Consider the following 12,551-nt stretch of genomic DNA (forward strand, 5'->3'; position numbering starts at 1 on the left):
CGAGGTCAGGCAGTCGCCGTGAAGCTCTCCTGAAGCGTGAAGCCGGGGTCGACCTGTGACACCAGGTCCGCCCCGGTCTTCTCGTTGCCCCAGCTCTGGGCGTTCTTCACGTGGAAGTGGACCATCTGGCGCGTGTAGCGCTCCCAGTCCCGGGCCTCGTACGTCGCGTCGGCCGCGTCCTGAAGCGCCCGCAGGGAAGCCCTGTTGGGCTCCTCCAGGAGGTCGAAGCGCGGCGGGCGGCCCTTCTCCATGGCGCGTACCCAGTCCGAGTGCCCGACGGTGACGAGCAGGTCGTCGCCGACCTCGGCGCGGAGGAAGTCGAGGTCGTCCTGACCCTGCACCTTGTTCCCCACGACCTTCAGGGCGATGCCGAAGTCCCGGGCGTACTCCTTGTACTGGCGATAGACGGAGACCCCCTTGCGTGTCGGTTCGGCGACGAGGAACGTCATGTCGAAGCGGGTGAACATGCCCGAGGCGAAGGAGTCCGAGCCGGCGGTCATGTCGACCACCACGTACTCGCCGCGGCCGTCGACCAGGTGATTCAGGCACAGCTCCACCGCTCCGGTCTTGGAGTGGTAGCAGGCGACACCGAGGTCGGCTTCGGTGAACGGCCCGGTGACCATCAAACGCACGGCGTCACCGTCGAGTTCCACCTCCCGGGCGCAGGCGTCGTACACCGGGTTGTTCTCGCGCACCCGCAGCAGCCGCGAGCCCTCGCCGGGCGGCGTCGTCTTGATCATGGTGTCGGCGGAGGCGATGCGCGGGTTCGAGCCGCGCAGGTAGTCCTTGATGAGCGGCAGCCGCGCGCCGAGCGCGGGCAGGTCGGCGGCGACGTCGTCGTCGAGGCCGAGGGCCGGGCCCAGGTGCTGGTTGATGTCGGCGTCGACGGCGATGACCGGCGACCCGGTGCTGGCGAGGTGGCGGATGAAGAGCGAGGACAGCGTGGTCTTGCCGCTGCCGCCCTTCCCGACGAAAGCGATCTTCATGTTCACGAAGCGTAGCGCCGCTGTCACCTTTCGTGGTGCTCGCGCGTGAAGAAGACCACTCCTTCGTGGGGTGCGGGCCCCGGGACCGTAGGGTCGTACTCATGAGTACGACAGCCGACCCCCTCGCCGCGCTCGCGACCCTGCCGGGCGTGGCCGACTCCGTGGACTCCGTGCGCAAAGCCGTGGACCGGGTCTACGGGCACCGGGTCATGCGGCGCCGCAGCACCGAGGTCACCTCCGAGGCGGCGCTGCGCGGCGCGCGCGGCAGCGCGGCGCTGTCCGGCGCCGACTGGAACCTCGAAGAGGTCCGCCGGCGTACCGACTTCAGCGGCGCCGACGGTGACCCGGAGGGGCCCACGGTGGGTGCGGCCCTGCGGCTGACCGCCGAGGCGGGTCAACTCCTGTCCATCTGGCGGCAGTCACCGCTGCGGGTGCTCGCGCGCCTGCACCTGGTCGCGGCGGCCGACCAGGACGAGACGGTGGGCCGGCCGCGCACGCCCGGCGAGCCCGTGCACGAGCCGCTCGTCGAGCTGCCGGTGCCGGACGCGGACGAGGTGGCCGGCCGCCTCGAAGGGCTCGCTCAGCTGATCATCGCGGGCAGCGCGGCGCCCGCCCTGGTGAGCGCCGCCGTCGTGCACGGCGAACTGCTCGCGCTGCGCCCCTTCGCCTCGCACAACGGCCTGGTCGCGCGTGCCGCCGAGCGCATCGTCCTGGTGGGCAGCGGCCTCGACCCGAAGTCGATCTGTCCCGCCGAGGTGGGCCACGCGGAGCTGGGGCGCGCGGCGTACACGGCCGCGCTCGAAGGCTATGTCTCCGGAACGCCGGACGGAATGGCCGCCTGGATCGCGCACTGCGGCAGGGCGGTCGAGCTGGGGGTCCGGGAGTCGACCGCGGTGTGCGAGGCGCTGCAGCGCGGCGCGGCCTGAACAGGGTTGCGGCGGTACGAGTCCTCGTACCGCCGCTGGCATGGCCACTGGGTTACCAAGCGTCCTCGAAGTGTTGCCCATCAGGTCGGGTTCTTTGCCCGTCGCCTGGTGCGGCTGGCCCGTAATCGACGGGTCGACGTCGCGTGGGTGCCCGGTGTTCATGCTCGGTCCGTGGGGCCTTCTCTGCGTGTGTAGGTGATCCTCTCGGATGTCCCTGGTCTCGCGGGCCGTTGACTCCTTTGTACTCCTCGCCCGAGGGATGCGATACCCCTGGCCGCACTTCTTTACTTTTAGGTTCAAAAAGGTGCGAATCGGGCGGGGGTCGAGCGCTTTCCCCTACGTGTTCGGGAGCGCCCGGCGTCGACTGGCGTACCAGACCAGGCCCGCCGTCGCGGCAGCCGCACCGAGCGCGGCCGCGGCGACCAGCGCCGGACGCGACGGGGCGGAGAGGTGCGGCAGCCGCTTCTTGAGGCGGACCGGCTTGTGGAAGTCGAGAATCGGCCACTCGCGCGCGAGCGCCTCGCGCCGCAGCGCCCGGTCCGGATTGACCGCGTACGGATGTCCGACGGAGCTCAGCATCGGCAGGTCGGTCGCCGAGTCGCTGTACGCGTAGCAGCGCGCGAGGTCGTATCCCTCGGAGGCGGCGAGTTCCTTGACGGCCTCCGCCTTGGTGGGCCCGTACGCGTAGTACTCCACCTCGCCGGTGAAGCAGCCGTCGTCCCCGACGACCATGCGCGTGGCCACCACCCGGTCCGCGCCCAGCAGTTCACCGATCGGCTCGACGACCTCGGCGCCCGAGGTGGAGACGATGACCACGTCCCGGCCTGCGGTGTGGTGCTCCTCGATGAGGGACGCCGCCTCGTCGTAGATGATCGGGTCGATCAGGTCGTGCAGCGTCTCGGCCACGATCTCCTGCACCTGCCGCACGTTCCAGCCGCGGCACAGCGCCGACAGGTACTGGCGCATCCGCTCCATCTGGTCGTGATCGGCGCCCCCGGCCAGGAAGACGAACTGCGCGTAGGCCGTGCGCAGCACGGCCCTGCGGTTGATCAGTCCGCCTTGGTAGAACGATTTGCTGAACGTCAGCGTGCTCGACTTGGCGATGACGGTCTTGTCCAGGTCGAAGAACGCCGCTGTGCGGGGCATGGAGTGGTGCAAGGAGTGGTTTTCCACAAGCCCGAGCATAGGCGCCCACCATTCGGCGTAAGCTGTGGCGCGTGGGTTTGCCTGAGAAGGCTCTCGGGTACACCATGGAAGTCACGGATCGTTCGCGACCGTGCTAACCCGGTCTGGCTCCTCCCCCCCCGAGTCGGACCGTGGGGACGACCCCCGCTCTCCCCCCCGGCGGGGGTCGTCGCATGTCCGGACCCGTTTTCGGGTCCTTTTTTCTTGCCCGTTCGCCATGATTTCCGCCCCCGCGGCCCGACGTCGACCCGTGGCTCGATGGTCACGGTCAGTGACGAAAAGGGTGCGCTGCGGAGGGGCGAGCGGGTTCCCCGGCGGTCCGGGCGGGGCTTCCGGAAGGGGGCAGGGGTGGTTCCGGGGGCCGTTCCCCACGAGGTTCCTGGGCCCGTTCTCGGGTCGGCTCCGCGATGTCACCGGTATGGGTGAGTGGGATATTCACAACCCTTCTCGAGTCCACAGTTTTTGACCAAGATCCACATGATTTCCGGGATCGCTGCACGGTGATTCCGCAGGCGAAGTCCGGGTCGCTGTTCCTGACCCGTTCGTTATGACGAGCCGCGCCGGTGCCCGGTATTCGGTGCCGCGGCGCCGGTGGCTTCGCCGCGGACCGGTCCGCCCGTGGGGCGGGCGGCAGGGCGAGAGACGGGGGATCGGATCGTGGTGGAGGTCAGCGCGGTGGACCCGCGGGGCGGGCGGCGGGTGCCGCTGATCGTGACGGAGGACGTGGGGCTCCTCGACGACCTGCTGCGGCTGTGCGCGGCGGCGGGGGTGCGGCCCGAGGTGGGGCACGGGGCGCCGGAGGGCAGAGGCCGGTGGGAGGCGGCACCCCTGGTGCTGGTCGGGGGCGACGCGGCGGAGCGGTTGCGCGGCGCGGCCCGGCGGGACGGGGTGATGCTCGTCGGGCGGGACCAGGACGACCCCGGGGTGTGGCGGCGGGCCGTGGAGATCGGCGCCGAGCAGGTCCTGATGCTGCCGGACGCCGAGCAGTGGCTGATGGACCGGATCGCCGACGTCGCGGAGGGCGTGGGGCGGCCCGCGCTGACCGTCGGCGTCCTCGGTGGCCGGGGCGGGGCCGGTGCCTCGACGCTGGCCTGTGGGCTCGCGACGGCGTCCGCCGCGGCGGGGCGGCGCACCCTGCTGGTCGACGCGGATCCGATCGGCGGCGGCCTCGACGTCCTGCTCGGCGGCGAGGCCGCCGACGGGCTCCGCTGGCCCGCGTTCGTCCACTCCCGCGGCCGGGTCGGCGCCACCGCGCTGGAGGAGTCGCTGCCGTGCCTGCACGGCCTGCGGGTGCTCAGCTGGGACCGCGGCGACCTGACGGCGCTGCCGCCCGAGGCGATGCGCGTGGTGCTCGCGGCGGGGCGGCGCAGGGGCGGGGCCGTCGTGGTGGACCTGCCCCGCAGGATCGACGCGAGCACGGTGGAGGCACTGGCCCAGCTCGATCTGGCGTTGCTCGTGGTGCCGCCGGAGCTGCGAGCCGTCGCCGCCGCCCGGCGGGTGGCCGACAGCGTGGGCATGGTGGTGCGGGACCTGCGGGTGGTGACGGCGCCCGCGCGCGGGGCGCGGCGCTCCGGCGCGCTGGACGCGGACGAGGTGGCCCGGCTGCTCGGACTGCCCCTGGCCGGAGAGCTTCCGCTGGACGCGGGCGTGCTGGCGGGACGGACACCCCAGGCGGCGTCCGGCGGGCCGCTGCGGCGGTTCTGCACGGGCTTCTGGGAGCGAGTGCCGGTGGCCGTGGAGCAGGGGGAGACGCCATGAGCGCGGTGGTCGGGGCGCGGATGCTCGACGGGGTCCGGCAGTGGCTCGCGGAGACCGGGTCGGAGGCGACGCCCGCACGCGTGGCCGAGGCACTCAGAGCCCAGGGCCGGGTCCTCGGCGACGCCGAGGTGCTGGGCGTCGCGGGCCGGCTGAGGTCCGAGCTGGTCGGAGCGGGCCCTCTGGAGCCGCTCCTCGCCGACCCCGCGGTGACGGACGTGCTGGTCTCGGCGCCCGACCGGGTCTGGGTCGACCGGGGCGGCGGCCTGGAGCGGGCCGACGTGGCCTTCGAGAGCGCCGCCGCCGTCCGGCGACTGGCCCAGCGGCTGGCCGCCGTGGTGGGGCGCCGCCTCGACGACGCCCGGCCCTGGGTGGACGCGCGGCTGCCCGACGGGACCCGGCTGCACGCCGTCCTGCCGCCGGTCGCGGTCGGGTGCACATGCCTGTCGCTCCGGGTCGTACGCCCCCGGGCGTTCACCCTGAAGGAGCTGGCGGCGGCGGGGACGGTGCCACCGGGCGGTGACCGGGTGCTGCGGGCGCTGCTCGACGCCCGGCTGTCGTTCCTGATCAGCGGTGGCACGGGCACCGGCAAGACGACGCTGCTCAGCGCGCTCCTCGGCCTGGTCGGCCCGTACGAGCGCATCGTCCTCGCCGAGGACTCCGCCGAGCTGCGCCCCGACCACCCGCACGTGGTGCGCCTGGAGGCCCGGCCCGCCAACCAGGAGGGGGCGGGCGCCGTCGGCCTCGACGACCTGGTGCGGCAGGCGCTGCGGATGCGGCCGGACCGGCTCGTCGTCGGCGAGGTACGCGGCGCCGAGGTCGTCTCGCTCCTGGCCGCGCTCAACACCGGCCACGAGGGCGGCTGCGGCACCGTGCACGCCAACGCGGCGGGCGACGTGCCGGTCCGTCTCGAGGCGCTGGGGACGGCGGCGGGGCTCGACCGGGCGGCGCTGCACAGCCAGCTGGCGGCCGCGGTGTCGGTGGTGCTGCATCTCGTACGGGACCGGGGCGGCCGGCGCCGGGTGGCGCAGGTGCGGGTCCTGGAGCGGGACGCGCAGGGGTGGGTGAGGGCCGTGCCCGCGCTGGAGTGGCGCGAGCGGGGGTTCGCACCGGGCGAGGGGTGGGAGCGGCTGGGCGGTCTGTTGGGGGTGCGGTTGGAGTGAGGGGCGCGGTGCTGCTGAGGACGGTGAGGGACGTGACGGGCGGGAGCGGGAGTGGAGATGTCCGGTGTCGTGGCGGTGGGGCTGATCGGGGCGGCGGTCGTGGCGTGGGCCCTGCGTGTGCGGGAGGCCGAAGCACGGCGGGTGCGTGCGGTGTTCGGCGAGACGGCGGGTGCGGGTGCGGTGCCGGCCTGGCGGAGTACGGGCGAGCGGTGGTGGAGGTGGTTGCGCGGGCGGCCGGAGTGGGGATGCGCGGTGATCGGTGCGGTCGTCGGGGTCGCGGGGGCCTCGCCGCTGCCACTGGTCCTGGGCGTCTGCGCGGTGCCTGCGGCGGCCCGGGCCAGGCGGGGAAGAGCGGCGCTGCGGGCGCGGGAACGGCGCGGGGACGCGGTGATCCGGCTGTGCGAGGTCCTGGCCGGAGAGGTCAGGGCGGGACGGCAGCCGGGCGCGGCGCTGACCGTCGCCGTACGGGAGTCGGGCGCACTGTCCGGGGCCGCGGGCGCGGCGGTGACGGCCGCGGCACGGTTCGGCGGGGACGTGCCCGGCGCGCTGCGGGTGGCGGCCGGGGAGCCGGGCGCCGAGGGGCTGCACGGGCTTGCGGCGTGCTGGCACGTGGCGGTGGACCGGGGCGCCGGACTCGCGGCCGGGCTGGAGCGGCTCGCGGATGCGCTGCGGGCGGAGCGGGATCAGCGGGCCGAGCTGCGCGCTCAGTTGGCGGGTCCTTGGTCCACGGCGGTGATGCTCGCCGGACTGCCGGTGCTCGGGCTGCTGCTCGGATCGGTTCTGGGGGCGCGGCCGTTGCGGGTGCTGCTGCACACCGGGGCCGGTGTGGGGTGCCTGGTGGTGGGCGGGGTGCTGGAGGGGGCGGGGTTGTGGTGGGCGTTGCGGATCGTGCGAGGGGCGGAGGCGTGAGGGGTGCCGTGACGCGGCTGGACGAGTGGATCGGGATCGATGAGTGGGAGCGGTGAGGGGCATGGACGTTGTCCACAGGCTGGGGGTGGTGCTGTGCGCCGCGCTGGCGGTGGCATGGCTGGCGCGGGCGGCCGGGACGCGGTGGCGGGAGCGGGAGTTGCGGCGGCGGGTGCGGCTGGTGCTGGACGTCGCCGCCGTGGACGCGGCCCGGCGGGGCTTCCGGGTGCCGGGCGAGGTGCGCCGGTGGGCTCCGGTGGCCGGTGCCGTGAGCGCCGGGTACGTGGTGGTCGGCGGGGCGGCGGGACTGCTCGTCGGGGCCGTCGCGGGTGCCGTGGTGTGGCGGTGGCTGCGGGACCGGGCGGCGACGTCCCGGGCGGGCGACGGAGCCGAGGCGGTGCGCCAACTGCCGCTGGCGGCCGATCTGCTGGCCGCCTGCGTCGCGGCCGGAGCGGATCCGGTGGAGGCGGCGCGGGTCGTCGGGGAGTCGTTGGGCGGGCCTGTCGGGAGAGGGCTCGCGCGGGGCGCGGCGCAGGTGCGGCTCGGTGGTGAACCGCATCTGGCATGGCGGGAGTTGGCCGTCGTGCCCGGCGCCGGTGTGCTGGTCCGGCTGCTGGAGCGGGCCGGTGATTCCGGTGCGCCGGCGGCGGCACCGGCCGCCCGGATCGCCGCCGAGTGCAGAGCGGAGCGCGGGCGCAGAGCGACGGCGGTGGCGCGCCGGGCGGCGGTGGCCGTCACTGCTCCGGTGGGCCTGTGCTTTCTGCCCGCATTCCTCGTGATCGGGGTGCTGCCGGTGGTGATCGGCCTCGGCGACGGGATGTTGGGCGGCCGCTGAGAAGCAGAGGGAGATCCGGAACGGCCGGATCTCCGAAGCTCACTGATTCGTAAGTTCACTGATTCGTACGGGGGTTGAGATGAACGGAACGCGTGGGACGAGGGCGACGAGCATGTGCCGGCGGCTGCGGCGAGGTCTGCGCACGTGGGCGCGGGACGTGCGGTCGGCGGCGCGCAGGGACGCCGGAATGGTCACGTCGGAGTACGCGGTGGGGCTGATCGCGGCGGTCGGCTTCGCCGGGGTGCTCTACCAGGTGGTGACGAGCGATGTGGTCCAGTCGACGCTGGAGTCGCTGGTGGCGAAGGCACTCCATGGCTCGTTCTGAAACGGGCCGGGACCGGGACCGTGGGTTCGTGACGGCGGAGGCGGCGGTGGTGCTGCCCGTGCTCGTGGCGTTCACGATGGCGCTGGTCTGGGCGGTGGTGGCGGCGTCCGAGCAGATCCGCTGCGTGGACGCCGCGCGGACCGGGGCCAGGGCGGTGGCCCGGCAGGAGCCGGAGAGCGCCGCCGTGGCTGCCGCCCGGGAGGCCGCCCCACGGGGCGCGCGGGTCGAGGTGAGGCGGGAGGGAGAGCTGGTCCGGGTGACGGTGCTGGCGCGGGCGGCCGGGCCGGGGCCGCTCGGCGTGGAGTTGAGCGCGGAGGCCGTCGCCGCGGCCGAGGAGACGACCGCCCCGGACGCCGCCCCCGGGCAGGGCTGGGAGGGGACGACATGACGGGTCGGGACAGCACGGGACGGCGTTCACGGCTGAGAGGAGACCGAGGGTCCGCGACCGTCTGGGTGGTCATGGCGATGGCCGCGGTGGGCGCCGTCTTCGGCGGGGTCCTCGCTCTGGGACAGGCGGTGCAGCTGCGGCACCGCGCGGGCGGCGCGGCCGACCTGGCCGCACTGGCGGCGGCCGACCAGTGGACGAAAGGCCCGGCGCGGGCCTGCGCGCTCGCCGACCGGGTGGCCCGGGCACAGGGGGCGAGAGTCGTGCGGTGCGCCGTCCGCGGGGAGGTGGCCGAGGTGACGGCGGGAGCGGGCAGCGGAGTACTGGCGGCCGAGGTACGGGCGCGGGCGGGACCCGCCGGGGCGGTACCGGTGGTACCGGGGGAACCCGGTGGGGCGGTACCGGCCGGCCCGGGGCAGACCCCGACCCGAGAGAGCGCGGAACGCCCTACGGCGCCTGTTCCAGCAGCGTCGTGAGAAGCCGGACGGCCCCCCGCTTGTGCAGCGGATCGTTGCCGTTGCCGCACTTGGGGGACTGGATGCAGGACGGGCAGCCGGCCTCGCATTCGCAGGAGGCGATGGCCTCACGGGTCGCGGTCAGCCACTCCTTGGCGGTGTGGAAGGCGCGCTCGGCGAAGCCCGCCCCTCCCGGGTGGCCGTCGTAGACGAAGACCGTCGGCAGCAGGGTGTCGGGGTGCAGCGGGATCGAGACGCCGCCGATGTCCCAGCGGTCGCAGGTGGCGAAGAGGGGGAGCAGGCCGATGGAGGCGTGTTCGGCGGCGTGCAGCGCGCCGCCGAGGATCTCGGGGTTCACGCGGGCGGCGTCCAGTTGGTCCTCGGTGACCGTCCACCACACCGCCCGGGTGCGCAGCGTGCGAGGAGGGAGGTCGAGTCTGGTCTCGCCGAGGACTTCGCCGGTGATCAGGCGGCGGCGCAGATAGCCGACGACCTGGTTGGTGACCTCCACCGATCCGTAGCACAACGAGCCGTCGCCCCAGGGGACTTGGACGTCCGTCTCCAGGATGGAGATCGCCGTGGTGTCGCGGGCCGTCGTGGAGTAGGTGGGGTTCGCAGGTTCGACCAGGGCGACGTTGTCGTCGAGGTCCAGGTGCTTGACGACGTAGGTGCGGCCCTGGTGGAGGTGGACGGCTCCGTCGTGGACGGTGGTGTGGGACGAGCCCGCGTCGACCGTGCCGAGGAGCCGGCCGGTGCTCGCCTCGACGATCTGGACGGGGTTGCCGCCCTCGCCGCGGATGTCGGCCAGGTCGGCGGCGGACTCGCGGCGCGTCCAGTGCCAGGCCTTGGTGCCGGAGCGGCGGCGCAGCAGCTTCGCCGCTTCCAGCTGCGGCAGGAGGTCGTCGACCGCTGGGCCGAACAGGGCGAAGTCCGTTTCGGTGAGCGGGAGTTCCGAGGCGGCCGCGCACAGGTGCGGGGCCAGGACGTAGGGGTTGTCGGGGTCGAGGACCGTCGACTCCACCGGCTGCTCGAAGAGGGCCTCCGGGTGGTGGACCAGGTAGGTGTCCAGCGGATCGTCACGGGCCACGAGGACCGCGAGCGCCCCCTGGCCCGAGCGGCCCGCCCGGCCCGCCTGCTGCCACAGGGAGGCCCGGGTGCCTGGATAGCCGGCGATCAGCACGGCGTCGAGGCCGGAGACGTCGATGCCGAGTTCGAGGGCGGTGGTGGCGGCGAGGCCGAGGAGTTCGCCGGAGTGCAGGGCGGCTTCGAGGGCGCGGCGCTCCTCGGCGAGGTAGCCGCCGCGGTAGGCGGCCACCCGGCGCGGCAGCGAGCGGTCGATCTCGGCCAAGCGTTCCTGGGCGATCACCGCGATCAGCTCGGCGCCGCGCCGGGACCGTACGAAGGCGACCGAGCGGATGCCCTGCACGGTGAGGTCGGTGAGCAGATCGGCCGTCTCGGCGGTCGCCGTGCGGCGCACCGGGGCGCCCTTCTCGCCCTGCATCTCGGTGAGCGGCGGCTCCCAGAGGGCGAAGACCAGCTCGCCGCGGGGAGAGGCGTCGTCGGCGACCTCGACGACCGGCAGGCCCGTCAGGCGCTGTCCGGCGACGGCGGGATCGGCCGCCGTGGCGGAGGCCAGCAGGAAGACCGGATCGGAGCCGTAGCGGGCGCAGAGGCGGCGCAGGCGGCGCAGGATCTGGGCGACATGGCTGCCGAAGACGCCGCGGTAGGTGTGGCACTCGTCGATGACGACGTACTTGAGGGCCTTGAGGAAGGAGGACCAGCGCGGATGCGAGGGCAATATGCCGCGGTGCAGCATGTCGGGATTGGTGAGGACGTAGTTGGCGTACTGGCGCACCCACTCCCGTTCCTCGAACGGGGTGTCGCCGTCGTACACCGCCGGCCGGATCGCCGTGCCCAGCGGTTGTGAAAGTTCCTTCACCGATCGGCACTGGTCCGCGGCGAGCGCCTTCGTCGGGGCGAGGTAGAGGGTGGTCGCCCCGCGGCCGTTCGGCGCCTCGGAGCCGTCCAGGAGCGCCGAGAGGGCCGGGACGAGGTACGCCAGGGACTTCCCGGAGGCCGTTCCGGTGGCCACGACCACCGAATCGCCGTCGAGCGCGTGCTCCGCGGCCAGTGCCTGGTGGGCCCAGGGGTGCTCGATACCGGCTTCCTGGACGGTTGCGACGACCTCGGCACGGATCCGATCCGGCCAGACGGCATGACGTCCCGGACGAGGGGGCAAGTGCTCCGTATGGGTGATGCGCGCAGCCCTGCTCGGACCCGTGGTGAGCCTGTCCAGAATCGCCCCGGGAGCAGGGCGGGAGGCGTCGGAGGCCGCGGGTCGTTCGGATCGGTGATTCTTGGCCATCGGCTCCGAGTCTGTCACTGGCGTGACGGACAATGCTTCCAAGGCGTCGTGCATGCCTGCTGGTAAGTGATTGAATGCCTTCGCGGCTGGCGAACCGTCCCGGGGGATCAAGCCGAGGTGTCCCCGAGGGGCGACCGCTCGATAGCAAGGTGCTGGAGGATCCGTGGACCTGTCCCTGTCGACCCGTACCGTCGGCGATCGTACGGTCGTCGAGGTCGGTGGAGAAATCGATGTGTATACCGCGCCCAAGCTGCGCGAGCAGCTGGTCGAGCTGGTGAATGACGGCAGTTTCCACCTTGTCGTCGACATGGAGGGCGTCGACTTCCTCGACTCCACCGGGCTCGGCGTGCTGGTCGGCGGTCTCAAGCGGGTGCGTGCCCACGAGGGCTCGCTGCGCCTGGTCTGCAACCAGGAGCGCATTCTCAAGATCTTCCGGATCACCGGTCTGACCAAGGTGTTCCCGATCCACACCTCGGTCGAGGAAGCCGTCGCGGCGACCGACTGAGCCGGCGACCCGACCGGGCCGTCCGGCGCACCAGCCGGGTGAATGGGTCGGCTCGTCGCGGGAAGATCGATAGAGAGACGGGGATCGGGCGGCCAAGAACCGTGCCCGGTCCCCGAGAGCACGCCCGTACGTCCGAGGGGGATGCATGGCCACCGTCGAACTCCGCTTCAGCCCTCTGCCCGAGCACGTCCGCACGGCCCGCCTGGTGGCGGCCGCGATGGCGCGCAGGACAGGCGTGGACGAGGCCGTGCTCGACGAGGTCAGGCTCGCCGTGGGCGAGGCCTGCTCCCGTGCCGTCGGCCTGCACCAGGCGGGCGGCATCACGGCGCCGGTGCGGGTGGCGCTGATCGAGGAGGAGAAGCAGTTCTCCATCGAGGTCGGGGATGAGGCACCGCACGCGACCGTCGCGGCTCCAGGAGCCCCCGGCGCGGCCGGTGATCCGGACGCGGAGGGCGAGGACGAGATGGGCCTCGCGGTCATCAGCGGCCTCGTCGACGATGTCGAGGTCACTGCGGACGCGGACGGCGGCCTGATCCGGATGAGCTGGCCGACGCTGCCCACGACCCTGCTCCCGTAGCCCTTGGCCACACATCCCTGGGCCGCATAGCCCAGGGCCACAGCTCTCCGCTTGTGTGTTTTTTCTCAAGCCTCTGATCACCGTAAAGGCGATCAGGGGCTTTCTTGATTTTCCTCGATCACGTTTCTAGATCGTTCGCCTACGCTAATGCCCTCAGTGAATTAGCGGGGTTTATAGATCATT

13 protein-coding genes are annotated in these 12,551 nt (G+C 73.2%); 10 read left to right on the plus strand and 3 right to left on the minus strand.

The features are described from left to right. Positions 1-5: 5 nt before the first annotated feature. The gene (locus ABT127_RS22960; protein WP_351453069.1) at positions 6-986 is read right to left on the minus strand and encodes an ATP-binding protein; all 981 of its coding nucleotides are present in this window, start codon (positions 984-986) and stop codon (positions 6-8) included. Positions 987-1,087: 101 nt separating this feature from the next. On the opposite strand from ABT127_RS22960, the gene ABT127_RS22965 reads away from it, so the two are divergent. Continuing rightward, positions 1,088-1,912, plus strand: coding sequence for a Fic family protein (locus ABT127_RS22965; RefSeq protein ID WP_351453071.1), 825 nt, complete (start codon positions 1,088-1,090; stop codon positions 1,910-1,912). Between the two features lie 336 nt (positions 1,913-2,248). Here ABT127_RS22965 and ABT127_RS22970 read toward each other — a convergent pair whose 3' ends face one another. Continuing rightward, positions 2,249-3,097: an HAD family hydrolase gene (locus tag ABT127_RS22970; RefSeq protein ID WP_351453074.1), complete on the minus strand. Its 849-nt coding sequence runs from the start codon at positions 3,095-3,097 to the stop codon at positions 2,249-2,251. Positions 3,098-3,754: 657 nt separating this feature from the next. On the opposite strand from ABT127_RS22970, the gene ssd reads away from it, so the two are divergent. The 7 genes from ssd (at position 3,755) to ABT127_RS23005 (ending at position 8,942) form a co-directional block, all read left to right on the plus strand. Next, positions 3,755-4,855, plus strand: coding sequence for a septum site-determining protein Ssd (gene ssd, locus ABT127_RS22975; protein WP_351453077.1), 1,101 nt, complete (start codon positions 3,755-3,757; stop codon positions 4,853-4,855). After that, entirely contained in the window at positions 4,852-6,015 is a 1,164-nt protein-coding gene (locus ABT127_RS22980; RefSeq protein ID WP_351453080.1) for a TadA family conjugal transfer-associated ATPase, read from the plus strand. The genes ssd and ABT127_RS22980 overlap by 4 nt, the downstream gene beginning before the upstream one ends. Before the next feature lie 57 nt (positions 6,016-6,072). Then, a complete protein-coding gene (locus tag ABT127_RS22985) occupies positions 6,073-6,924 on the plus strand; it encodes a type II secretion system F family protein (RefSeq protein WP_351453082.1) in 852 nt (283 codons plus the stop codon). A 61-nt stretch (positions 6,925-6,985) separates the two neighbouring features. Next, entirely contained in the window at positions 6,986-7,756 is a 771-nt protein-coding gene (locus tag ABT127_RS22990) for a type II secretion system F family protein (RefSeq protein ID WP_351453084.1), read from the plus strand. A 187-nt stretch (positions 7,757-7,943) separates the two neighbouring features. Next, positions 7,944-8,081, plus strand: a complete 138-nt coding sequence (locus tag ABT127_RS39360; protein ID WP_502971762.1) for a DUF4244 domain-containing protein — start codon at positions 7,944-7,946, stop codon at positions 8,079-8,081. Continuing rightward, positions 8,068-8,469 carry a TadE family type IV pilus minor pilin gene (locus ABT127_RS23000; protein ID WP_351453087.1) on the plus strand — a complete coding sequence of 134 codons (402 nt, stop codon included), beginning with the start codon at positions 8,068-8,070 and terminating at the stop codon, positions 8,467-8,469. Before ABT127_RS39360 ends, ABT127_RS23000 begins: the two co-directional genes overlap by 14 nt. Beyond that, complete coding sequence (locus tag ABT127_RS23005; protein WP_351453089.1) at positions 8,466-8,942, plus strand: Rv3654c family TadE-like protein; 477 nt, start codon at positions 8,466-8,468, stop codon at positions 8,940-8,942. The genes ABT127_RS23000 and ABT127_RS23005 overlap by 4 nt, the downstream gene beginning before the upstream one ends. On the opposite strand, the gene ABT127_RS23010 is transcribed toward ABT127_RS23005, so the two are convergent. Beyond that, positions 8,914-11,340 carry a DEAD/DEAH box helicase gene (locus ABT127_RS23010; protein WP_351453091.1) on the minus strand — a complete coding sequence of 809 codons (2,427 nt, stop codon included), beginning with the start codon at positions 11,338-11,340 and terminating at the stop codon, positions 8,914-8,916. The genes ABT127_RS23005 and ABT127_RS23010 overlap by 29 nt on opposite strands. A gap of 109 nt (positions 11,341-11,449) precedes the next feature. Between ABT127_RS23010 and bldG the strand changes: the two genes are divergently transcribed. Both bldG and ABT127_RS23020 read left to right on the plus strand, forming a co-directional pair. Further along, positions 11,450-11,791 carry an anti-sigma factor antagonist BldG gene (bldG, locus tag ABT127_RS23015; RefSeq protein WP_003975386.1) on the plus strand — a complete coding sequence of 114 codons (342 nt, stop codon included), beginning with the start codon at positions 11,450-11,452 and terminating at the stop codon, positions 11,789-11,791. Between the two features lie 145 nt (positions 11,792-11,936). Further along, entirely contained in the window at positions 11,937-12,368 is a 432-nt protein-coding gene (locus ABT127_RS23020; protein ID WP_351453094.1) for an ATP-binding protein, read from the plus strand. Positions 12,369-12,551: the final 183 nt, after the last annotated feature.

The organism is Streptomyces sp. NPDC001904 (genome assembly GCF_040297005.1).
Taxonomy (GTDB): domain Bacteria; phylum Actinomycetota; class Actinomycetes; order Streptomycetales; family Streptomycetaceae; genus Streptomyces.

Excerpts from the sequence above, each read along its gene's own strand:
- ABT127_RS22960 (WP_351453069.1), bottom strand. The coding sequence starts at position 986 with ATGAAGATCGCTTTCGTCGGGAAGGGCGGCAGCGGCAAGACCACGCTG.
- ABT127_RS22965 (WP_351453071.1), top strand. The coding sequence starts at position 1,088 with ATGAGTACGACAGCCGACCCCCTCGCCGCGCTCGCGACCCTGCCGGGC.
- ABT127_RS22970 (WP_351453074.1), bottom strand. The coding sequence starts at position 3,097 with ATGCTCGGGCTTGTGGAAAACCACTCCTTGCACCACTCCATGCCCCGC.
- ABT127_RS22980 (WP_351453080.1), top strand. The coding sequence starts at position 4,852 with ATGAGCGCGGTGGTCGGGGCGCGGATGCTCGACGGGGTCCGGCAGTGG.
- ABT127_RS22985 (WP_351453082.1), top strand. The coding sequence starts at position 6,073 with ATGTCCGGTGTCGTGGCGGTGGGGCTGATCGGGGCGGCGGTCGTGGCG.
- ABT127_RS22990 (WP_351453084.1), top strand. The coding sequence starts at position 6,986 with ATGGACGTTGTCCACAGGCTGGGGGTGGTGCTGTGCGCCGCGCTGGCG.
- ABT127_RS39360 (WP_502971762.1), top strand. The coding sequence starts at position 7,944 with ATGGTCACGTCGGAGTACGCGGTGGGGCTGATCGCGGCGGTCGGCTTC.
- ABT127_RS23000 (WP_351453087.1), top strand. The coding sequence starts at position 8,068 with ATGGCTCGTTCTGAAACGGGCCGGGACCGGGACCGTGGGTTCGTGACG.
- ABT127_RS23005 (WP_351453089.1), top strand. The coding sequence starts at position 8,466 with ATGACGGGTCGGGACAGCACGGGACGGCGTTCACGGCTGAGAGGAGAC.
- ABT127_RS23010 (WP_351453091.1), bottom strand. The coding sequence starts at position 11,340 with ATGCACGACGCCTTGGAAGCATTGTCCGTCACGCCAGTGACAGACTCG.
- ABT127_RS23020 (WP_351453094.1), top strand. The coding sequence starts at position 11,937 with ATGGCCACCGTCGAACTCCGCTTCAGCCCTCTGCCCGAGCACGTCCGC.